The organism is Paenibacillus germinis (genome assembly GCF_013141785.1).
Classification (GTDB): domain Bacteria; phylum Bacillota; class Bacilli; order Paenibacillales; family NBRC-103111; genus Paenibacillus_E; species Paenibacillus_E phytorum.
This window is the reverse complement of sequence record NZ_WHOC01000123.1, coordinates 1-21383: the sequence shown is the minus strand read 5'-3', so window position 1 is coordinate 21383 and position 21383 is coordinate 1. Positions and strand designations below refer to the sequence as shown.

The window sequence follows — 21383 nt, the reverse complement described above, 5'->3', positions numbered from 1 at the left end:
TTGACAAGAACTTTATCCCATAAATGACAAGAACTTTATCCCATTCCCGCCGTCGCCGCTGCGCGTACGCGATTTTTTTGAAAAATAAAAAACACATCTCCGCCGGGATGTGTTTTTATATAGTCAACCTGCTTACATATTGATCAACGTATTTACTAAGTGCTTTATTGTCATCTGTTGGATTATCAAAAATTCTCATCGATACACTTAGTGGTGTGAATGACTTTGTTTTTCTTAGCGATTTCCTAATACTTTTTGTGCTTATGGCACACTTAATATCAATCTTGCTTCTTGCTTCATGTTGCAAAATTACTTCAACGACTTTTTTACTACCAACTTCTGAAAGTTTAAAAATTATTTTAGGTATATAGTCAAGTGGATAACGCTGCTAACCACCACATAGACACACCAGCTAGCTTGAACGCTTGAGATTGCTTGTAAGAAAAACTAAAGAAGCCGACCGCGGCAACGATCGGCTTCTTTAAGAAAATTAACAAAAACAAGGGCGGTAAGTCGATTATACGAGCCTATGGTACATAAAAAGTTCTTGCCTTTGCAACTTGACAAATCATACTGGGAGCAACTAATTATTGAAAAGTGCAAAGGCATTATCTTTTAATTTTTCCGGAAATTTTATGTCAATAAACTCGTAAGTGTCCAAAACTTTATCTTGATCATAACGAACTATCTTCAAAAAAATACCAGTTTCATTATCTATCAAATATTCAGCGGAGGTTCCAAGTTTAGATTGAACGAGCGTTACACTTACTTTTGTAACTTTTCTGTCAAGAAAGCTAAGACCTTCTGTAACAGTTATATCACCTTCTCTAAATACTGTTTGTGTTACTAGCTCCGGGTGCAGAAGTTCATTTACATCACCAATTGGGAGAAATGTTCCGTTGTAATTTGGGATAACAACATCATCAGAATCTACTTTAGGGGCTGGTGCTTCTTTCATGGGTTTCGATTTTTGAATAGATTTATCCTTGTTTTTGGTCTGAACCTCGGTTCCATTATTAACTGATTCTATAAATTCATCTGGCTTATCGATGTTTGGCGTAAATTGTACTTTGAAGTTATTGGGTTGTGCTATCCATAGACTTGTTTTAGATTTCCTGTTATTTTGATTATTTGTACGAATAACCGTCCCTTCCAAAAATTTATAGTTATTATTTGCATTCAGTACTTTTTCCTTAATAATTGGAATGCTAATTACTTTCTCCTTTGTGTTGACAAAATTAAGTTTATTGGAAGTGGTTCCATTTACTGAGTAAGATATCGATGCAATTGATATGCCGGCAGCGAGGCCTATAATAGCAAAAGTCACTAACTTTTTCATTTTCATATATTTACCCCTCCCATTAATTTGTAAATTTGGCTTCATCCCATCCAACAACGCCCGAGTATATATCATGTGAGTATAGCGATATTGACTGGGTAATGTTGTTTGGTTCGACATCGTAGCTACCTAGATAGTACCAGACATTCGAATAATTTGCTTGATTGATATTAATATCACCCCTATCGCCATTTTTAGCAAATGCACTGTAAACAACACTAGCATTTGAATTGCAACTTGGGATGTATACGTAATAATTATCGATACCCGAGCCAGTTGGGTTAACGCGCCATTTACCGAGGCTGTTGAAGTGAGCTGTGTCTTGATTTACGTACCTCATTTTTCCATCATATCCACAACTTGTACTATTTGTTGATAATCCATCAAAGTAAAATAAGTTCCCACCGTCATATATTATGACGGTTGATGCGGCGTATGCAGTAATCGAAGAAGCTAAAAAAATAAATAATGATAAACTCCATGCGACAATTTTTTTCTTCATAACAGTCACGCCTCCCGTATTTTGGTATAATCTATCTACCTAATTCTCGAAAAAATGAATTTCAGTTATATTTTTATCCGCTTTAGCCTTTCTCTTTTTTTATATCCGATTGAATTGAATATTTTTTTGCTCTTAATTTATCACCTTCAAAAAAATAATCATTTACTACTTTATCTCGTTCTGCCAATGATCTCTGGTCTACTGGAGACATTTTACGACCAATCCTGGTTGTTTAAAGTCTTCAGCTTTTACGTATGTCCTCGCTGATTAACGGATTCGGATTCAACGTATCCTACACTACCAACGACGAGCAATGCAGATAGACCAGTAGATATTAATGGATTTCGAGCTATTATTTCATAAATACAAATCCTCCTTGTGTTTGAATATAGTTTATAAACATCATTTATATTACCTTATATTCCATATTTATCAAATAGTATCTATGAACCAATTTACTTTTTTATCCATATTTATTTGGTATAATGGACTCATTGAATAATCAGCCTCGTTAATGATCCAAGTCGAATTCTGTAAAACTAGCCACAGATTTAATCCTTTTTTTGTTGCATATTTAATTTTACGAACACAGATTAAAATCAACAAAAACAAGGGTAGCTTCTGCGGCAATATGCTTCCTGGTTATTTCATCAACGTTCCTATCGGCAGATGGCCAATGCATCGCAATGGAGGCTGTACGAAGACGCGATGAATAAAGCGCAGGCTATTCTAGTTAATTTCCATCATAAGTTGGTTCTGCCCTCGTATTGGGGAGATGGTACCACCTCATCATCAAATGGAATGCACGTCCCTATCGGTGTTTCGGCACTTCATGCAGACGCGAATCCCCACTATGGAACCGGGAAAGGTGCAACGATTTATCGGTTCGTGAGCGACCAATTTTCCACATTTTCGAAAATTATCAATACAAATTCTCGGGATGCCGTACATGTCATTGATGGATTGCTGCATCATGAAACTGACTTGACCATTGAGGAGCATTTTACTGATAAAGCCGGTTACACCGATCAAATCTTTGGTTTAACGCATTTGCTCAGATTTCGCTTTGCGCCGCGCTTACGAGACTTGGCTGACTCCAAGCTATATGTTATCGGGTAACCAGCCGATTTCCCTAAATTGGAGAAGCTGCTTCGTGGCAGATTAATACAAGAATCATTCAAGAAAATTACGACGATGTTCTCCGACTGGCTCACTCTATCCGGGAGGGAACCGTATCGGCATCACTTATCATGGGTAAACTCGGCTCCTTTTCCAGACAAAACAGTTTGGCGACCGCACTTAGAGAAATGGGACGCATCGAAAAAACAATCTTCATCATGGATTTTCTTTCAAGTGAAGCACTGAGAAGAAAAATCCACCGGGGTTTGAATAAAGCTGAAGCCATGAATGCATTGGCCAGAGCGATCTTTTTCGGCAAACACGGCGAACTGCGAGAACGTGCACTTCAAAACCAATGTTTCATAGTATGGTCCTTCCCCATTCATCGTTTAAGAGATCAATTATTATTTGAGAGCTTACCCTCGATGTCGTCTGGATCCCTCCTAATATTGAAGAACACATAACATAATTCATTGAAGCAGTGTTTATCCAGTTTTAATCAGCCAACTGATTTGACTATTTAATAAGTTCATTTGGCTATGAAAATCCTCATAGACATATCGTATTCGAGACCTAACATGCAAGATTGTTTTTCTTTTGAATTTCAAATGAATTAATTTTCAGTAATTCATTAAACAAGATACTCCAATATATTTGATAATGTTGAAGCAAGAGCTCTTGATGTGGTTTCACTGCGAAGACGGCGGACTACTGGGAAGTTTAAATTTTTTTCACATATTCTTGTCGGTTTGAGCGGGGACGTAAAGACCGTTAGCTACAAGCACGTCGAGGATCATAAGTTACCGCCCCATTTACAGGACCTGTACCGTTAGTTGGAAAAAGCAATCCTTTTTTCTGTATGCCTTTCCCCCACCCAATTATCCTGCCCTTTAGTTGAGCGAAGGCCATAAACATGAGTTGCACTGTGAAAGTGTTAAAATACAAGGTCATAGCCAAATAATTTGGCAATAATCCTGATGGTATATAGAACGAAAGTAACTGCTCCAATCAAGAAAAAAAATAAAGATATTACTACAGCAGGTCGTATAAGCGTCCCTAATAACGCTTCCAATAATAAAAAAATCCAGTCCAGATACCAAAACCGTAAAGTTTCTTTATTTGCTTTTTCTTCTTTGTACCTTTTACCATGTTCAATTATATCTTTTAATGTTCTATAACCAAAGAAACCACCACCAAGCATCATCACAAAGCCAATAAACCAGGCTATAAGCAATTCCTTTATTTCCATTATTTATACTCCTAACATACGATGAATAAATCACTTTGTAATATCCTATTGTTCCCAAGTTCAAGAATACTGCAATCACAATTACGTTGTTTTATATTTACTTGGAGTAATACGTTGAAATTGAAAAAAGATGGTTCTACAGAAAAGTAATGATGGAAAAAAAATACTGCCACCACAAGATAGCAGGAGCATTAATCATATATCCATTTTCCATCCACTCTGTCGCATGGGTAAACACGATCTACATTAGTAAACTAAACGTTACTTCAATAAAAAATAGGATATTCCGAACGTTCAATCTTCTCCATTATCGTTCACCGTTTTCAATCATACAAAATACATTAAATTAAGTCGATTATGTATGTTTGGAATAAATTACCATCTAGTGATCTATTTTTACACGTTATCTTAACTCCAAAAGTGGAAGTCCCTATTTAACAAGGGCTTCCACTTTGTTTATATGTATTCAATGTAATGGTTCTCGACTGTTCCTAAAATGGTTAGAATCGGAACAAATGTATTAAAAACCGTATATCGGACATCTTTATATTTGACAGTATCAACCGCGATATGTAAAAGACCGTTCGTAGCTATTTCATTTTCTTGATTTCTTAAACAAATACTTCCCATATGGCATGGTTTATTTTGGAATTCCATTTTACGACTTCAAATAACATTATTTTGATAAATTTAATCTTAAATGTATATAATTTAATTTGAAGGTGAATAAAACACATGAGGTGGAATATGAAAAAAACAATAATTTGTTTGGTTTTACTCTTCACAGTAATGGGTTCTAATGTCTTTGCAGAAAAAAAAGATCCTCCAAGTCAGGAGGAAAAGGACCAACTCTTAACCCAACTTCTTACCCCTTATATCGTAGAAGCTGTGAAGGAGTATTATAAGGATCCAAGAGGAATCGACACTATAAACATTCTTGAAATAACACCTGAGGGTGAGGGCTATGTCAAATTAAAAATAAAAGTGCAAGCAAAGACGTTTAAAGGTCCACATGGTCCACCATATGGATTAGATACGATAACCTTTGAAAGATTCTTCAATGAAATGAAAGTCGTTAAGTATGAACATCTAGAATTAAAAAAGTAACTGAAAGGAGTATTGAATAAATATGTTTTTTTACCATAAACAAATTATAAGAAATCAATGGAAAGCAAATGCTTAACTTTCTTTTCCTTCGACCAAAAAAATATAGAGAAAGTCCTTTGTAGGACTTCATCTATATTTTGGCAAAAAGTTCGAGATTGTTCTATTAATAATCTACAGTATAGTCTCTCTTATACTGAGTACCGAAGGTTCTCGCCGCACTAATATTGGCAGAAGTGTCCTTGCCGAAAAAGAGATCTAATTGATACTGACCGTAATTACAAGAAGGTATTTGATCTTCAACTAAAAATGTCGTTTTATTTCCACCGGGAGTTGGAACGGATTGAGTTAGAGTTACAATTGAACCATATGGCCAAAATGTTCCGGAACTGAGATTACCACATACTTGAGGGGGAACAGCGACAGTTCAATAAGCGGATGGAGTTGTCCCATAATAAGTTGCTCCGTTCCCAGTATAAGCAGTCAACTGTGCTTGATTACCCGCACCGATGAATGTTGTACTAGTTGCACTTGCAGAAGGTATTAAAGCGGTTGCAGAAGTTACAATGAATAATGCTGCCATTCCCAAATAACGTTCTAGTTTCATATTCTTCACCTCAAGTTTCGGATTCCCTCATGATGAAAGAGCCAGCTTTCTGTGAGGGTCTTTCTTTGAATAACTTTGTGCCAGATTTCTCCGTTTTTTTGGTTATCACCACCTTTCAATTTAATAATTCTCCTTTACTAGCATCAAGAGCAATTTTTGTGAATTTTCCATTGTCGAATCCCGTAACCGTTTCCGCGGTTTTGCCACTTTCCTCTATTTTGTAAAGCCCAAAATGATGTCCTTCCGCCCAATCTTTTCCTGGTTCTATTGGATGCTTTTCTAATGTTTGTTTAAGTGCTTCTGGACTGTCTACTTTAATGTCCTCTAAAGATACAATCATACTTTTCTTCATAATTATATCTTCATTTGACTTTGAATTAATAATATCCTTATCGTTAATTGTGATAATGAGTTGCTTATTTGTCTCGGGTACCCCAAATATTAAATTCCAATTTCTTCTTTTTCCATTACTACCTTTGCTGCCTTCTTTCTTATCATCTACACTTGTCATAATAATTAAGGCTGCATTTGGATCCCACCCTTTTGCCTTATTTAACCCCAATAGATAAGCTTCTTTTAAAGTAATTTCATTTGGTCGAGATGCAATAAAATTAATAGCTAGAATAATTATTACTGTTAAGGATAAACCTAAAATAACTCTGTAAAATCTCAATTTTATACTCATATACCAACCATTCCTTTTCATTGTTCGGCGTAAGTAAATCCCCAATTTAATCCATGCGTTTGCGGGTGGTGTCAGTACTACCCCATAATAAATTTTTTTCGTAAAAATAATCCTTATTTAATACTAATATGGAATTTAATAGTGGAATCTTCGCGCTCTTAATCTATCATATCTTTATGATAGAGTACATAATACTTTAGTTGGAACTTCCAGTTGGTAATTTTGTGTTGAAAAAAGTTTGAAATACGCGGATATAAACGAAAACCATTTTTATAGTACATAAGCACCATATTTTTCAATGCCTGAATGGGGTATTACCAGCGAAGCTGTCATTAGGGGCAAAGTAATACATCTCACTTGTAACGTAAAGTACCAACTTGGGCTAGCTGCTGATTGTATACTAAATAGCCACGGGGGTCATTAACCCCGTGGCTATTAACTTATTTGGCGTTTTCAATTATTAGTATCCTGCCAGATAGTTCAATCATAGGTATCCTTTCCAGGTATTTCTATATCCACCTTATTCACTCCCAACCATCTGTCGGGAATGAGATAATGTTCTTGTCAAAGTCGGGAATGGGATAAAGTTCTTGTCATTTGGTTTTGACAAGAACTTTATCCCATAAAATAAAAAAGCCGCGATTTATGCGACTTTTTTTAATGCTAACATCATGACTACCTGCGGGAACTTCTCTATCTTCCATTATTCCGACCTTCCAACTACGTTCTATTTCAACTATTTGAGCATTCAGGTCAATTGGTTTCGGCTGTGGGTTCTGGATTTTTGGAGTTTTTGGTGCTTTTTTTCTTAATGCTTCTTCTCGATCTAACAGCTCTTGCTTTTCCTTTGGCAAATTATTGTTAATACTTTGAAACGCATTTACTGATATTGGAGCCAGAATAAGTAAAGCAATTAAAGCTAATTCTCCGACTTTCAGCAACTGTTTTTTTTCATATTGCCCGTCCCTTCTTGAATTAAACTCCTTCATCCATTAGGGTCGACTCTAATAATTGCTTTTAAACTAATCTGCCCGTTGCTCAATCGTTGCCCCTTTCCTACTTACGTTTTAAATTCATCTAATTTAACGTTTTGTTGAGAAAGGTTTTCAGTTACGCATAACAATACAAGTTCTTGTCATCATTCGGCAAACGATATATGTTCTTGTCATTGGCTTTTGACAAGAACATATATCGTTAAAACAAAAAAAGCCGCAACTACGCGACTTTTAAGCTTATATGTTCTTGTCACCCGACACTTTGTTCGACTAAAATCAAAATTCCCTTTTATCAGAAAAATTATTTATAAAGCTGCTTTCTGCCGTTGAAATAATATCTTGTTCTAATCTACTTTGCATAAAAAATTGAACTTATCCATATTGCAAGCATCTTAAAATGTCTCTTCTTTACTTTTTCGTCCCCTAATCTCTTCAGACATTTCCATTATCCTGCCCGTTACTTGAATGAACAAAAATAGGAGCTACCGTTAGCAGCTCCTTCACTATCGTTCTTCGTAGGCGTCTGGTTTGCTATAAATAAACAAAATCACTCTTACTCGGGTCAATATCACGACCTACGCCGAACTGTTTTTTCCTGCTGCAGGACATTCAATCTATTATATGGATAACTGGCTGCCCTTCTCCAGACGCAATATTTGCTTTTCGCCGATATCAGCCAAATTGCGGAACTCATTGATTGTTTCGCGCATTTTAGGCAGAGCCTCCTGTTTATAGGTACTAATCGAGTCCAGAGCAGAAATTACATCTGTAAATGCCTGTTTTAGAGTATCAACTGAAATGTTGGATTCAATCGATTTCTTATGAATTTCGGCTCCTTGTTCTTTCAGCATACGCGAAGTAGCAGTAATTATATTGCTAGTTACTTGGTTCAAGAGCTCAACTTTCTTCAAAGCGATATTTTGATTGTACAGGGCGCTGGCAACCATTACAGATATCTTCAATGCGGAAATCGTAACGGTCTTTGAGCGATCAACAACACGCATCATCTGCCTATTGTTCCGTACAACCAGTTCCATTGCCATAATACCCTGTTGGTTTACAACCAACATCTCTTGCAAGTCCATAACCCTCTGTCTTAAGGGGAAAAGGATTTCCTCCGAAATAAACCGAATCTTTTCTGGATCTTCATTCCGAACCTTTGCCGCTTCGATTTGTACCTCTATGGATTCGTCCATTAGCGCTCCAAGCTGAATTTCCTTTCTAAGTTTCTTGGATAATTCACGCAAGGATTGTTGTTCGAACTCCAGTGTGATGTTGTCATTCTTGAGCGTGGACTTTCCCTTATCTAAAGAATCGATGATATCTGCAATGATGCCATCTGCCTTTTCATATTTAAGGAAGTAGCTCCGAATAGGGCTGAAGAACTTACCAAGGATGCCGGTTTTGGCGAAATCAACGAGGCTTGGGTCCAAATCTTTGATTTGTGTGTGCAGGTCTGCTAATCCCTTGGCTACTTGCCCGCCATCTTCGCTAGCTTTTGAAAGATTACCGATCGACACTTGCAGTAACGCATTTTTAGAGGAAGACATTTTCATTGTATCTACACCGAATGTATCGATCGATTGTAGAATTTCCCTCCGTTTGTCGAGAGAATCAAGTTCCAATGACATGATCGTAGCTACATTAGAGTCAGCAAGCTCTTTCAACTTGGCGATTTCCTCGGGGACCGGCTTAATCTCCTGTTCGATCACTGCTTTAATTTCTTCAGGATTGGCTATTTCCAATGTGAATGACATGTGAATCCCTCCTCGATTTAAATTACATTTGGACGTTGAACAGGTTGCCGAGTTTATACACCACATCGTCAGTGTCTGCATTGATGCTTGCAGCTTCGTTGATACTAGAAATGCTTTCGAGGGCTTTGATGTTTGCGTTATAGCCGATCGTATAAATTGGGACTTTATAAATTTCGACTAATCCCTTTATGTCCTTGAGAGAATGCCCTTCGTTTGTCTCGCCATCGCTCAAAACAAAAACGATTGGCTTCATATTCGGATTAACAGCCAATTCGTCTTGAATCATCTTTAGGGCAACAATAATACCGTCAAAGGTTGCCGTTCCACCACTCGCCTGGAGGCTATTGATCGCGCCGACGAACATGGACTGCTGATTTGTGTCGTACTTCGCGATCGGGAGTTTGATTGTTACACCACTGGAGTAAGAAACCAGGCCGATGCTGTTGTCTTTGCCTAAGTATTTTTGTCCCTGGAATAAGGACTCTTTGAGGCGATTGAGCGGCGCCCCCGCCATGCTTCCGGAAACATCCGTTACAAATACCGCCACAATTGGTTTGGTGCCATTCTTCTTTTCTTTCCATACTTTTTGAGCAGAAGCTAGAAGTTTACCATCAACGGGTGCGAGTTCAGACTTGTAATCTTCGAGGCCGTTAAAACCCTTATCTTTCGCTGTTTTTTGATATTTCTCTTTTGTTACGAATTCAGCAAATTTCTTTATTATATCGAGTTTATTCTGTGGTAGGTCCCCTAATGCATAGAGTGGGCTATCATGCCTAACGCCAAATGGTGTGAACACATAGCTATCTTTAAGGTCCGCCGCGTTGACATATGTCTGATACTCCAAGACAAACCCGTCTAGAGCGCCAGACTTGGCAGCTTCACGCATTTGGATTGTTGTGGACGCGGTGAATGGTACATTGGATTGGAAATTCTCGAATCCTTTAACCGCTTTCTCCCCCAATATGTTGGAGCTGTCGAAGGTGTTCAGAGCAGTAACGAGAAAGTTCAGGCCAGTAGAGCTGGCGAATGGATCGGTATATCCCATTGCGAACTCGTTATTGGAAATTGCTTCTGTGATGGTTTTGATATTCACTGATCCGTACTTCTCTACCAGAGCATCATGTTTTGCCTTTGAAATGACGATCCCCGGTACGTTTCCTGCTAAACGCTTCGTAATTAGCTGAGTCTTGATGCCATTTGCCTTTACGATTTCTCCCCATAACTCGTTGGATGGAGTGAATGCGTCAGGAATGTATTTACGGGATTTGATATAGTCCGTCGCAGTACCTGAAGCAATATTACGTATCTTCACGGAAGCTGGTTTGCCATTTACTTCAATCTTGGTTTGATTGAACTCCGTTGCCACTTCAGTTAACCACCCATCAACGCCGGTCCCCGACTTTTCTGTAGAGGAGAATATCTCAACAAAATTATCCGTTGTGCTTCCCACTGTTATTGGAAACTTCGAGATATCCGGAAGCGTTTCAGCTACATCAGCCGGATTAAGGTCTATCTGTCCCTTTACAGGCTTATCCGTGGCAATAGATATATCGGAGTAAAGTTCGGATAACCGTTCTCCAGCATTTTCAGCTGCGACTTGAACACTGGATTTCCCAAGATTTGCAGTCAGTTTCACACCTGCATACACAAGTCCGAATACTAAAACAATGATAATACCCGACAGGAGGAACAAATTTCTCTTGTTTTTCATCTAAGTCACCTCTTATTCCTTATAGTGTATTGTTTGTTTTATCAACGAGTCTATTTCTTGCATACACGGCATCTGCTCTATGTCAGCAAGTTCTAAACTGTCCAATCGTGAGATTTCCATCAAAAGTTTGTCTATTTTCAACAATATTTCTTCGTTTGTACCGAGAGAATCTTTAACGAACGACAGGAACTCGTTATACACCATCGTCTTTTCTGCGATGAGATCTGAAGGTAACCTCGACGATCCCTTGAGCATGACAATCTTGTACTCGTTCTCATCGAATACATGCATTCTGCCCAGTATGCTGCGAATGTTGAGATAGAACAAATTCTCGACTTCTTGCGCCACGGAAGTGAATTTCTTATAAGTGAGTTCATTAGGATCAAACCTTTGATTTAAAAGTCCTAACAGGGTCTCCATTCTTTTTCTAAGGCGCTCGAGCTGCCGAAGGGCTAGCCCAATATCGCTCTGCAATGTTTTGACTCCTTTATAATGAGTAAGGGCATCTATATATTCATTGTGAGTCCTGATTTCTTTCACTGGTTTCACTGACGGCAGCTTGAATATCAACATGTTGGTCGCGTACGATAGAGCGAGGATACTGGCAAAAATGATTGTCACACCTGAAGCAGTTTCAAGAGCACTACCGCCGATCTCTATCCCAATAATCCCAGGTGAAAGGACCGCGATATTAAAAACCACTACACCTAAGATGATTACGACAAGTTTTAAATGATTTTTGCTTAGCAATTCTTACCCCCCCCTCGTTTCGAATTACGATTAATTTGTTTCTCCTGCCTCGATTACTACCTATATATATATTAGCGGCATGTGCTCACATGATCATTTGGAACCGTTTTGTGCTGATTATCAACGGTATACCATAAGTCGTTCACTCATAGATGAGATGTTTTTTCTATTCCCCACATATAATAAGAACGTATGTTTGAAAATACTCATTTTTCTTATTCATATAGTCTTGAAGCAAATCTTCTGGCCTTTCACTACATTAAACTGCCATTCTTGGTCTAGATCGGCAATAGGATCATATTCTTGACATTAAGAAATGACAAAAATATGATCCGATAAAAAATAAAAAAACCGCCATTTAGGCGGATATTAATCGGACTATTTTCTTGTCATCGGACAGAACCAGCTGCCACGGCAGCTCCTTTTCGCTTTGCCGATCTTTCGGCAGCCTTCTCCTTATGGTTTATTAAGCTATAGTTTCCCTTAGTTCATAAAAGATTCTGAGTAGTAGCATCAATTGCCCTCTGTGTTCTGTTTTTTATTTTCTACGAACGGGAAAGCAAATATCAGTAATTGATTCTTCAGACTCAGGGCCATGATTTCGTTCATCGTAGATTTCGATATTATAAAGTCCTGAAAGCTCATATCCACTTTGTTTTAACCATGTGGAATATAAGTAAGCGTGCACGGGACCCGCATTATCTGCTGGACCCTTGAATGTAAACATTGCGTACAGATTTGCTGGTATTTCTCTGTACACCATCTCATTCGGAATATCCTTATTCGAGGAAACTTCAACACCGATGAAAAACTCAAATTGATCCGTTTCCGGATTATAGTCCTCAGGATCAGTTGAAATCCCAAATACCTCTATTTCATTAATACAATTTGTAACTTCTGCTCTTCTGTCAATAAAATTATAAGCTAACTTTATTGTCGTCTTGTTCTGTTGCACATCATGTAGAGTAACGTTTGTAGCTAATCCGATTAATTTCAGGTCGGGCTTGTTAATTATTAATGCTTCCATATTCAACCCCCAAGAATGTGTATTACCATATTTATGGAATATTCGTTATAATAAATGGAATTCCTTCGCTCTAACTTGATTTCACTAAAAGTCTCTTATCTATTTTTGAAAAGAAAAGATTTTACGGACTTGCTCATTCCTCAACCAAAGGCCTCCCCAAACTAACACTGCAAGATAAACGGGAAACAAGATCGTAGAAAAAAGTGGGGCATCTAAACGGACTTGTGTCGCAATCACACCGCCAAAATAACCGGTTAACACCACTGCACCTAAGATCGTTGAACGAGGTAATGCATAAAGAATAGTAGAAAGAAGTCCGAGTATGCCCATCAATAAAATATGATGTTCCTGGTAACCAAGCGATACGGTAGAATCAACAACAAATGCAGGTTTAAATAATTTCATGATACTGTCAAGCAGCATAAATAAAATGGCTATTCCGCTCATCACTCTTGCCGTCCATAGTCGGCCTTTAGAAATTGTTCTTGTCATCGTCCATCTCTCCTTTTAACTGACTTGAATAACCACTTTTCCAGCGGGACCCTCGAACATACCTTCCGAAAGCTTACTGTTTGGTAATCATCCACGTGACACCGAATTTATCTACGACTTCTCCATAATAAGTACCCATGGCTGAAGAGCGAAAGGATATTTGCTCGCCACCGAGTGACTCGACGTAAAAATTCGCCTGACCTCTTGCACCCTCCGACATCAAATAAGAGTGAATGTGTGCTCCCATAAAAGTTCAACAACCTTTCCACTTGAATTTGTCCTTCTATGAATACGACGAGTAAACAATAGTGAAATCGACAAAGGAATTAAATTTTTTTTATTTTTTTAGCTTGTAAATTAGTTACGAAATGTATCTTCTTTGTGATGCCAAACCACGTATAGTTAGCGGATAAGCAGAGTTAATTTTTCCTGTTCCAATTGGTCACTGTCTCCAATAAACCTAAACAGTTGCTTTCCGCTCCAATAGGGTTTAATATCTTCCGTTTTGTGCCGTACTTCTGCAAAAGCAGTTCATTCAGGAAACTCCCTTCGAAATAAAATACTCATCTTCTTAGACAACACCATAACGTAAAATGTTTCCATTACGCTTAAAATGAATTTTTGTTGTAACTTATCCTGCCCGATCGTTGAATAGAAACCAAAAAGAAGCCGCCTCAAGGCAGCTCCTCTTACGCTATCGTTCTCCAATAGTTTAACAACATTATGTGTAAAAAAATAGCCACTTTAATTTTGCCTGATGCATCACTAAGTTACAGTGCCAGACTGGTTTTCCATTTACCATATGCTACTAACTTAAGCTGCTCCACGTAGGTTTCTTCTTACCAGAAAGAAGTAAGCCAGCATCGCTGCAGCGCTCGTCAATAAAATAATTACGCCCAGCGGAACGGCAGTGTCTTCACCCGCGATGCCGACTAGCGGGGAGACGACCGCTCCAAGCAAGAAGGGAATGACACCAAGTAGCGCAGCTGCGCTGCCCGCCATATGACCCTGGCTCTCCATTGCAAGTGGGAATGCCGCCGTTGATGTAATGCCGATTGCCGCTACGAAGAAAAACAGCGGAATCACCAATGCGATAAGCGGTCCATGGACGATGGCCACCACTAAGACAGTGACGCTTGCCAAACAGGCAAGCCATAGGCCGAACAACAGAAAGGCGTGTTCGGATACGCGATGCGACATCCGCCCGACCAGTTGGGAGCCGATGATCAGGCTGATGCCGTTCGATCCGAACAAAAGAGCGAAGACGGTCGGCGAGGCCCCGTAAATATTTTGATAAATAAAGGGCGTTCCCGAAACATACGCGAAGACCCCCGCGATCATAATTCCCTGTGCCAGCATGTAGCCGACAAACTGGCGATCTCGCAAGAGCGATCCGTAGTTCCGCAGCTGCTGCACGAAATTGCTGGGCCTGCGGCGATCAGATGGCAGAGTCTCCTGCAGCCTCCATTTTGTCATCATCAAGAGGTAGATTCCCAGCAGTGCCAGCGCTATAAATACGCCAATCCAAGCAGTGAAAGATAAAATCCCACTACCGGTAACCGGTGCCACGAGCGGACCCAAATTACCGACAAGTAAGAGCAGCGAGAAAAATTTTGTGAGCTCGTTACCGCTGTACAGGTCACGTGCGATCGCGCGTGAAATGACAATGCCCGCCGCAGCGACAAAACCCTGCACGAACCGGAATGCGATCAACAGCCCGATATTTGGCGAGAATGCGCAAGCTAAAGAGGCGACGACATAAACTGCCATGGAGATAAGCAGCGGATTGCGTCTACCATAGACGTCACTCAGCGAACCCATGACGAGCTGGCCGATGCCGAGTCCGAGTAAACAAGCGGTCAAGCTGAGCTGCACTAGCGAAGCCGTCGTCTCGAATTGCTTCACAATCTCCGGGAACGCCGGTAAATACATATCGATAGTAAAAGGCCCGAGTGTCGAAAATAAACCGAGCAGCAAAGCTAGTCTAAACACATGCTGATTGTTCTTGTTGGTCATAATAAAGAGAATCTCCTATTCTTCATTCCATATCCAAGACTCTTAATCTCTATTTGTCGCTCGCGAATTTGAACAAGATCCGGAAGCCGGCTTGTACCCGTTTCGAAGCAGAGAGTCTACTTTTCATCTTATCACAACTGTACTAATTCCGACAACAGATTAAGTGTGCGGGCTGATAACTCAAGCTGTCTTTAATCATATTTCCATACTAATAGTCCCTTCCTCATCTTTGCTATGTAATTTATTTGACCTATGTGGTAATTAATTTCCCTAATCATCTGTATCATCAAGTTAAGTGCTGTTGTCTGATTGTTTACAGCACTATAAGTTAGTGTTGGCATATCAAGAAACAAACATAAAACACCAAACATTTGTTCTCCATTATATATTTTTTTTAAAAAAAAGACCTGATCTCTTCTGCTCTTTAGTTTAATAGCAAAAAGAGACCCACAGCAACGGGCTGAGGGTCTAAGTTTATATTTTAAAGGGGGTCGACTTTTATTATAATCTTGAATGATTAATGCCAGATGAAAATAAGATTTCAATCATGTAACAATTACTTAAGTCTCGTTTTCCGTTAGTTGAATTGAGTTGGTTCTATCAAGGGGCGTTCTGGGAATGATTTCTTCAATTACAGTAATAGCCTTAGATTTCGATAAGTTTATGTACTCGATGATTTCATTAAAATTATATACTTCAAGTTCGCAGTCTTTATTTTGTTCAATAATATCAAAGTCTCCGTACATTTCTTCAATGAATTTTTGTAAATCGTCGGGAGTAATTTCTTCTACCTCTCTTGGGAAAGCATTTAATTCCAACCATTCTTTTAAGTGTCTATTGTTGTAGTGACAAAGTAATTTCGTATTCATTTTTCTAAAATCTGAATGCCATTTTTGCAGAAAGCTTGGGTCAGAAACTTGCTTCTGCTTGAATCCATGTGGATAATAAATAAATTCCATCCAAACATAGTCCGAAACTAAATGTGTTAAATATCCTAATGAATAGTCATCATTTACTTGGGATATGTATTTATCCACGAATTTTGCGTAATTTATTTGTCTAGTCCCTTGGTCTAAATCTCCTTCAAAATAATGAGTAATGTTTTTCCTTTCAATAGTGGAGGCGGCATCTGGTGCAATTGCACCTAATAAAAATGACCTCTTGTCCTTAATAATATCAAGGCTAGAAGCGACGAGTTCACCAATTATTATATGCATCAAGCGTGACCCCATAAACTCTCTCCTTTCCTGAAAAGAAGATGAAATCCTGTTCCTTATTTTACAATGACGATCTTTAAATATGTAGTCCAGCCCTTTAGTTGAGAAAAGTCAGCCAATCCACTCATCCTGAAGCTAGGTTAAATGGGTGATGGGAATCGAACCCACGTTACCATCTTGGAAGGCTGGAGTTCTACCATTGAACTACACCCGCATTTATATATCTAATTGTTATATTTCCTCTTTTAATATTTTATATATTCTTTTTCTGATAGTCGTATAAATTCATATGTAGGATTACACGTCGTTAAATTCACTTCTTAGTAAGCCATACACATATTCATCATAATGAACCCCATTGGTAAATATCATGTTCCTAAGCTTGCCTTCAAGTTTAAACCCAAGTTGTTCTTGTAACCCGATCGAATTAATATTGAAAGCATAAATATGTGCAGTTACTTTCTCATATCGTAATTCATAAAAGAAATATCGGAGCAAGATTTTTACAGCTTCTGAAGCATAGCCTTTACGCCACTCTGCACGAAATATTGCCACGCCATACTTAAATGTGCCATTACGTTGATCACAACTATGTGAATTTATACTTCCAACTAAATCACCATCAAGGGTTTCAATAGCTAGCATTCTATTATCACCTTGTGGAACTTTTGATGCTTCTTGCTCTGCCCAAGCTTTAGTTCCGTCCACTGATCTAGGGAAATAAATAGCATCACAAAATCTAGCTCCCTCAGAATCTTGATCGTTTTCGTGAAATTTCTCCCAATCATTAGGCAAAATTGCTCGTAATCTGACTTTCTTACCTTCCCAAATGTTCAACATTTTCACTCCTCTCTCTTATACAACCAATTATTTTTTATGTAAATATATCCTGAATATATAGTCATGATTAAAGCAATATACTTGAGCAATTGATCTTTCGAAAAGTATTTCCTTCCTTATAATACCATATTTAAAGCAAGTTCCAGAAGTGAGTATTAAAGTATCCTGCACTTTTTTAATAGCAAAAAGAGACCCGCAGCAACCACGCGGGTCCCTTTTTAGCTTTCTCTTTTGGTTAAGAAATTAACTTCAAACCAACCGCAGCACTTAGAACCATTGTGATGAACCCAATCCGCTTCCAATCACTGGATTCACCATAGAAGAGCATCCCGACAACTGCGCCGCCAACCGTACCGATCCCTGTCCATACCGCATATGACGTGCCCATCGGCAGACTTTTCATCGCTAAGCTAAGGAGTGTAAAACTCATGACTATGCCTACGATGAAAAGGCTAAAGGAGCGGATGGTTTTCGCTTTATTTATTTGGTTCATGCCCACGACGCCTACGACCTCAAACATCCCGGCAAACATGAGAAAAATCCAACCCATTAGACCACAGCTCCTTTCTTTTCTTGCTCTTTTGTCACAAATTTGAGTCCAAATACGCCGGTTAAAAGCAGCAAAATAAGAAATACTTTAAGAAACCTGAACGGCTCTCCGAACAGCAGCATTTCCACCAATACGGTGCCGGCTGTCCCCATTCCAGTAAAGACAGCATACACAGTCCCCACAGGAAGTTTGGTAGACGCGCTTATAATTAGATGAAAAGAGATATACATTGCAATGATTGTGCCTATCCACATCATCGTCGTATCCGCATGTTTTAAACCCGTAACCCATATCACTTCAAAAAAAGCGCCGATAAATATATAAATCCAATTACGATTCATGTGTATGTTCCTCCTGCTGTTTTACGATTTGATGCCACGCCAGTATACGAACCAGGAAGCTTCAATCCTTTTAAGCGACTTTTCAGCTCCACCAAATAACAACTCTACAAACATGCCATCCAGTACAGCAAGGAAAGCAACTGCCGCCATTTCACTGCTGACATCTGCATGAATGCTACCTGCTGCTATCGCTTGATCGAACAAAGGAATTAACATCGTTTCAAGTTTATCTAAATAGTTATAACCTTTTTGGACAATTTCATCGTAGAGATGGGAAGGCGGGAAAAAGGCAACCCGCAAGAAAAATTTGGTGTTATCATCCTGTTCATAGCAATTTTTATATTGGATAAGAAAGCCATAAAGAAGCTGATCAATCGAAAGATGTTTATGGCGATCGAGATACTCGACAACAAAATTTAACTCCTTCGCTAGCACATCGTCAAACAGATCAAGAAAAAGTTCATCTTTCCCTTTGAAATGTGTATAAATGGATTGTTTTTTGATGCCTACCTCCGTAGCAATATCTGCAAGTGACGCACCTTCATATCCGTTTTTGGCAAACTGTGTGAGGGCTACCTCTTTGATTCGAGTTGCAGTCATTGAATCCATCCTTCCGAACGTTCGTCAGGAAGATTATATCGCGTTCTCCGTCTTGGGGCAACCACAAAAATAGATTGCCAACCACCTAGCCAGAATGGCAGGATAGTAGGCAATCTTTTTTTGCTCAGATGTTTCAATTTATATTAGCTTTGATAGCCGGTCTCTTCATTTCTATTCCCAACTTTAACAGTAACATCTTTCGTTTGACCATCACGAGAAATTGTTATTTTCAGTTCGTCTCCTACGGCCGCGGCTTGTACAGCTTTTGTAATGTCATCCGTATTTGAAATGACTGTGCCATTCACATTTAAAATAACGTCATATTGACGAATGCCCGCTGCAAAAGCTGGCGTGCCTTGCTGCACTTCAGCAACTATCGCACCTTTTGTGCTATTGATTTTTAAGTCATCTAGCATATTATCCGAAATATTTTGTAGAGCTACACCGATGTAGGGTGCTGGCTCTTTGGGAATCATTTCGTTATTTTTCAGTTTATCTACAACAGAACTAATCGTACTTGCCGGAATTGCAAAGCCCATTCCTTGAGCTTCAGCGTTTACAGCTGTATTGATACCGATCACTTCACCGTTCAAATTCAAAAGCGGACCGCCGGAGTTACCTGGATTGATCGCTGTGTCAGTTTGCAGCAAATGTTTGTAATTTCGAGTACCCTGTTGATCATCGATGCTGATCGTACGCTCTTTGGCGCTTAAAACGCCTGTAGTTACGGAGTAATCGAAGTCATACGGGTTACCGATCGCAACAAGCCAATCCCCTACTTGTGTATTGTCGGAGTTACCAATATTCAGAGCAGGAAAAGCTTTATCCCCTTGAATTTTGAGCACAGCCAAGTCAAGATCGTAGCTGCTTCCAAGAAGCTTTGCCGTAAATGGTGTGTCATAACCTTGCACGTAGACATCGATTTCGTCTGCACCATTAATAACATGTTCATTCGTTAAAATATAACCACTCGAGTCGAAAACGAAGCCTGATCCAATCCCATTTTCAATGGTATCTCCGCTTTCAGTACCTTGCCCCAGTATGTTTCTTCTATTCTGTCCATTATTCGTCTGTTTTACTTTGGTCTCGATTTTGACAATGGCTGGACTCGCAGCTTTTGCAATTGATGAGATACTGTTCGTCCCTGTAGGGGTTAACGATGCTGTTTGGACATCAACTGCTGCCGAGTTGGCTGCAGCTGCTGCCACGCTTGATTGAACGGGCCCAGCATCATACCCAAACAGATTCATTTTATCCGATGTGAACATCAACCCACCGACAACGACCGCACCAGCCATAAAAGCTGCAAACATCGATCTCAATTTGCTGCTCCCCGTCTTGTTTTTAACCTTTATATCATCTAAATTAATCATTTTTTTCATATCTTCATTCATACGATTACCACCTTTCGTGTGCCATTAATTTTATTGATGTTGATAGATAGAAGTATAAGGCGCTAACCTGAAGTGTTACTTAAGTTTGGCTGATAGGCATATGAAAGTTAACTGAAAGTATGCTGAAGGTGTCGATTGGCGCAAAAAAACCTCTTGTTTAACGAGAATTGTTAAACAAGAGGTTTAGTGTTGTAGTCATATTGAATTAATCCGCTCCAAAAATAGAACGAAGGGATTATCGCTCTCATCGATTCTTTTGCTTGTGTATTTGAAAAACCACACTCTACTCATGGAAATCTCTCCTTTCTATATGATAACCTTAATTCCGACGATATATTGGAGCGCCAAACGGGGATGAGCCCGCGCCACCATCTACGCTAATTTCAGCACCCTGGACAAAAGAAGAGTCATCTGAGGCCAGGAATAAGGCAACATTTGCGATTTCCTCCGGTTCACCCAAACGATTCAACGGAACCGTACGAGCGAGTACGGGCTCCAATTGTGCTATTCTTTCAGGCTGTCCCCAAATTGGCGTTCGCGTTGCTCCTGGTACGACAGTGTTCACTCGAATGCCGCGCGGTGACAACTCGGAAACCAGCACGCTCGCCATACTAGTGACTGCCCCTTTACTCGCCGCATAGGCTGACGTTCCCGGACTTCCTGCCGTGGCAAGAATCGAGCCGTTTAAGATCACCGAAGCCCCCGCCTTCAGATAAGGCAAAGCGGCTTGAACAGTGAAAAAGACTCCAGTAACGTTAACCTTGAGTATTTCCTCAAAAACGGAAAGCTCTGTACTCCCCGCTGGTGTATGACCAGAAATGCCAGCATTTGCGAATACCACATCCAGGCGGCCGAATTTTTCAACCGCCGCGGCCACAGCTTTTTCCGCACTTGCTGGATCGGCGGCATCAGCCTGCACGGCAAGAGCTTTGGTAGTGCCAAGCTCCTCCACTGCCGCGTTTAACGCGACCTGATTACGGCCCGTAATAACGACCTTTGCGCCTTCTGCCACAAACAATTTTGCGGCTGTCAAGCCAATACCGCTACTACCCCCTGTAATTAATGCAACTTTCCCATTCAGTTTTCCC

Annotated in this window: 22 protein-coding genes and 2 pseudogenes; 2 read left to right on the top strand and 22 right to left on the bottom strand. The window is 39.5% G+C overall.

What is annotated here, in order from left to right; all coding sequences use genetic code 11:
- Window positions 1–583: 583 nt before the first annotated feature.
- From GC102_RS23155 to GC102_RS40135, 3 genes are all read right to left on the bottom strand, one after another.
- The gene (locus GC102_RS23155; RefSeq protein ID WP_171691602.1) at window positions 584–1345 is read right to left on the bottom strand and encodes a DUF1571 domain-containing protein; all 762 of its coding nucleotides are present in this window, start codon (window positions 1343–1345) and stop codon (window positions 584–586) included.
- 16 nt (window positions 1346–1361) lie between these two features.
- On the bottom strand, window positions 1362–1841 hold the full coding sequence (locus GC102_RS23150) for a hypothetical protein (RefSeq protein WP_171691601.1): 480 nt from the start codon (window positions 1839–1841) through the stop codon (window positions 1362–1364).
- 82 nt (window positions 1842–1923) lie between these two features.
- The gene (locus GC102_RS40135) at window positions 1924–2052 is read right to left on the bottom strand and encodes a hypothetical protein (protein ID WP_281367697.1); all 129 of its coding nucleotides are present in this window, start codon (window positions 2050–2052) and stop codon (window positions 1924–1926) included.
- A 446-nt stretch (window positions 2053–2498) separates the two neighbouring features.
- Between GC102_RS40135 and GC102_RS23145 the strand changes: the two are divergent.
- Window positions 2499–3316 (top strand): annotated as a pseudogene (locus GC102_RS23145) (Tn3 family transposase); the annotation flags it as partial.
- Window positions 3317–3894: 578 nt separating this feature from the next.
- Here the strand turns inward: GC102_RS23145 and GC102_RS23140 are convergent.
- Window positions 3895–4209 carry a hypothetical protein gene (locus tag GC102_RS23140; protein ID WP_171691600.1) on the bottom strand — a complete coding sequence of 105 codons (315 nt, stop codon included), beginning with the start codon at window positions 4207–4209 and terminating at the stop codon, window positions 3895–3897.
- 747 nt (window positions 4210–4956) lie between these two features.
- On the opposite strand from GC102_RS23140, the gene GC102_RS23135 reads away from it, so the two are divergent.
- Entirely contained in the window at window positions 4957–5316 is a 360-nt protein-coding gene (locus tag GC102_RS23135; RefSeq protein ID WP_171691599.1) for a DUF3888 domain-containing protein, read from the top strand.
- A 163-nt stretch (window positions 5317–5479) separates the two neighbouring features.
- On the opposite strand, the pseudogene GC102_RS40955 reads toward GC102_RS23135, so the two are convergent.
- The 18 genes and pseudogenes from GC102_RS40955 to GC102_RS23050 all read right to left on the bottom strand — a co-directional run.
- A pseudogene (locus GC102_RS40955) lies at window positions 5480–5725 on the bottom strand (DUF8837 domain-containing protein); the annotation flags it as partial.
- A gap of 15 nt (window positions 5726–5740) precedes the next feature.
- Entirely contained in the window at window positions 5741–5920 is a 180-nt protein-coding gene (locus GC102_RS23130) for a hypothetical protein (protein WP_171691598.1), read from the bottom strand.
- Window positions 5921–6035: 115 nt separating this feature from the next.
- Window positions 6036–6605 (bottom strand): hypothetical protein, encoded by a 570-nt coding sequence (locus tag GC102_RS23125; RefSeq protein ID WP_171691597.1) that lies wholly within the window; start codon window positions 6603–6605, stop codon window positions 6036–6038.
- A 593-nt stretch (window positions 6606–7198) separates the two neighbouring features.
- Window positions 7199–7594: a hypothetical protein gene (locus tag GC102_RS23120; RefSeq protein ID WP_171691596.1), complete on the bottom strand. Its 396-nt coding sequence runs from the start codon at window positions 7592–7594 to the stop codon at window positions 7199–7201.
- Window positions 7595–8217: 623 nt separating this feature from the next.
- On the bottom strand, window positions 8218–9357 hold the full coding sequence (locus GC102_RS23115) for a toxic anion resistance protein (RefSeq protein ID WP_171691595.1): 1140 nt from the start codon (window positions 9355–9357) through the stop codon (window positions 8218–8220).
- 22 nt (window positions 9358–9379) lie between these two features.
- Window positions 9380–11068 carry a vWA domain-containing protein gene (locus GC102_RS23110; protein ID WP_171691594.1) on the bottom strand — a complete coding sequence of 563 codons (1689 nt, stop codon included), beginning with the start codon at window positions 11066–11068 and terminating at the stop codon, window positions 9380–9382.
- Window positions 11069–11080: 12 nt separating this feature from the next.
- Complete coding sequence (locus tag GC102_RS23105) at window positions 11081–11818, bottom strand: hypothetical protein (protein ID WP_171691593.1); 738 nt, start codon at window positions 11816–11818, stop codon at window positions 11081–11083.
- 538 nt (window positions 11819–12356) lie between these two features.
- Window positions 12357–12845 carry a GyrI-like domain-containing protein gene (locus tag GC102_RS23100; RefSeq protein ID WP_171691592.1) on the bottom strand — a complete coding sequence of 163 codons (489 nt, stop codon included), beginning with the start codon at window positions 12843–12845 and terminating at the stop codon, window positions 12357–12359.
- A 99-nt stretch (window positions 12846–12944) separates the two neighbouring features.
- Entirely contained in the window at window positions 12945–13337 is a 393-nt protein-coding gene (locus GC102_RS23095) for a DoxX family protein (RefSeq protein WP_171691591.1), read from the bottom strand.
- 73 nt (window positions 13338–13410) lie between these two features.
- The gene (locus GC102_RS23090; protein ID WP_171691590.1) at window positions 13411–13584 is read right to left on the bottom strand and encodes a VOC family protein; all 174 of its coding nucleotides are present in this window, start codon (window positions 13582–13584) and stop codon (window positions 13411–13413) included.
- A gap of 566 nt (window positions 13585–14150) precedes the next feature.
- Entirely contained in the window at window positions 14151–15353 is a 1203-nt protein-coding gene (locus tag GC102_RS23085) for a multidrug effflux MFS transporter (protein WP_171691589.1), read from the bottom strand.
- Between the two features lie 560 nt (window positions 15354–15913).
- Window positions 15914–16585: a zinc dependent phospholipase C family protein gene (locus GC102_RS23080; protein WP_171691588.1), complete on the bottom strand. Its 672-nt coding sequence runs from the start codon at window positions 16583–16585 to the stop codon at window positions 15914–15916.
- A 282-nt stretch (window positions 16586–16867) separates the two neighbouring features.
- Window positions 16868–17410, bottom strand: a complete 543-nt coding sequence (locus GC102_RS23075) for a GNAT family N-acetyltransferase (RefSeq protein WP_171691587.1) — start codon at window positions 17408–17410, stop codon at window positions 16868–16870.
- Window positions 17411–17645: 235 nt separating this feature from the next.
- Window positions 17646–17960: a DMT family transporter gene (locus GC102_RS23070; RefSeq protein WP_171691586.1), complete on the bottom strand. Its 315-nt coding sequence runs from the start codon at window positions 17958–17960 to the stop codon at window positions 17646–17648.
- Window positions 17960–18301, bottom strand: coding sequence for a DMT family transporter (locus tag GC102_RS23065; RefSeq protein WP_171691585.1), 342 nt, complete (start codon window positions 18299–18301; stop codon window positions 17960–17962). Before GC102_RS23065 ends, GC102_RS23070 begins: the two co-directional genes overlap by 1 nt.
- Before the next feature lie 21 nt (window positions 18302–18322).
- A complete protein-coding gene (locus GC102_RS23060) occupies window positions 18323–18901 on the bottom strand; it encodes a TetR/AcrR family transcriptional regulator (protein ID WP_171691584.1) in 579 nt (192 codons plus the stop codon).
- A gap of 143 nt (window positions 18902–19044) precedes the next feature.
- Complete coding sequence (locus GC102_RS23055) at window positions 19045–20295, bottom strand: S1C family serine protease (RefSeq protein ID WP_171691583.1); 1251 nt, start codon at window positions 20293–20295, stop codon at window positions 19045–19047.
- Window positions 20296–20614: 319 nt separating this feature from the next.
- Window positions 20615–21383: glucose 1-dehydrogenase (locus GC102_RS23050; protein ID WP_216628140.1), on the bottom strand; the 769-nt coding region annotated here is incomplete at its 5' end.

What these genes read in the sequence shown, in the direction of transcription:
- GC102_RS23090 (WP_171691590.1), bottom strand. Translation starts at nt 13,584, where the DNA reads ATGGGAGCACACATTCACTCTTATTTGATGTCGGAGGGTGCAAGAGGT.
- GC102_RS23155 (WP_171691602.1), bottom strand. Translation starts at nt 1,345, where the DNA reads ATGAAAATGAAAAAGTTAGTGACTTTTGCTATTATAGGCCTCGCTGCC.
- GC102_RS23070 (WP_171691586.1), bottom strand. Translation starts at nt 17,960, where the DNA reads ATGGGTTGGATTTTTCTCATGTTTGCCGGGATGTTTGAGGTCGTAGGC.
- GC102_RS40135 (WP_281367697.1), bottom strand. Translation starts at nt 2,052, where the DNA reads ATGTCTCCAGTAGACCAGAGATCATTGGCAGAACGAGATAAAGTAGTA.
- GC102_RS23140 (WP_171691600.1), bottom strand. Translation starts at nt 4,209, where the DNA reads ATGGAAATAAAGGAATTGCTTATAGCCTGGTTTATTGGCTTTGTGATG.
- GC102_RS23120 (WP_171691596.1), bottom strand. Translation starts at nt 7,594, where the DNA reads ATGAAGGAGTTTAATTCAAGAAGGGACGGGCAATATGAAAAAAAACAG.
- GC102_RS23060 (WP_171691584.1), bottom strand. Translation starts at nt 18,901, where the DNA reads ATGACTGCAACTCGAATCAAAGAGGTAGCCCTCACACAGTTTGCCAAA.
- GC102_RS23110 (WP_171691594.1), bottom strand. Translation starts at nt 11,068, where the DNA reads ATGAAAAACAAGAGAAATTTGTTCCTCCTGTCGGGTATTATCATTGTT.
- GC102_RS23130 (WP_171691598.1), bottom strand. Translation starts at nt 5,920, where the DNA reads ATGAAACTAGAACGTTATTTGGGAATGGCAGCATTATTCATTGTAACT.
- GC102_RS23100 (WP_171691592.1), bottom strand. Translation starts at nt 12,845, where the DNA reads ATGGAAGCATTAATAATTAACAAGCCCGACCTGAAATTAATCGGATTA.
- GC102_RS23135 (WP_171691599.1), top strand. Translation starts at nt 4,957, where the DNA reads ATGAAAAAAACAATAATTTGTTTGGTTTTACTCTTCACAGTAATGGGT.
- GC102_RS23150 (WP_171691601.1), bottom strand. Translation starts at nt 1,841, where the DNA reads ATGAAGAAAAAAATTGTCGCATGGAGTTTATCATTATTTATTTTTTTA.
- GC102_RS23055 (WP_171691583.1), bottom strand. Translation starts at nt 20,295, where the DNA reads ATGAATGAAGATATGAAAAAAATGATTAATTTAGATGATATAAAGGTT.
- GC102_RS23115 (WP_171691595.1), bottom strand. Translation starts at nt 9,357, where the DNA reads ATGTCATTCACATTGGAAATAGCCAATCCTGAAGAAATTAAAGCAGTG.
- GC102_RS23065 (WP_171691585.1), bottom strand. Translation starts at nt 18,301, where the DNA reads ATGAATCGTAATTGGATTTATATATTTATCGGCGCTTTTTTTGAAGTG.
- GC102_RS23080 (WP_171691588.1), bottom strand. Translation starts at nt 16,585, where the DNA reads ATGGGGTCACGCTTGATGCATATAATAATTGGTGAACTCGTCGCTTCT.
- GC102_RS23085 (WP_171691589.1), bottom strand. Translation starts at nt 15,353, where the DNA reads ATGACCAACAAGAACAATCAGCATGTGTTTAGACTAGCTTTGCTGCTC.
- GC102_RS23075 (WP_171691587.1), bottom strand. Translation starts at nt 17,410, where the DNA reads ATGTTGAACATTTGGGAAGGTAAGAAAGTCAGATTACGAGCAATTTTG.
- GC102_RS23095 (WP_171691591.1), bottom strand. Translation starts at nt 13,337, where the DNA reads ATGACAAGAACAATTTCTAAAGGCCGACTATGGACGGCAAGAGTGATG.
- GC102_RS23125 (WP_171691597.1), bottom strand. Translation starts at nt 6,605, where the DNA reads ATGAGTATAAAATTGAGATTTTACAGAGTTATTTTAGGTTTATCCTTA.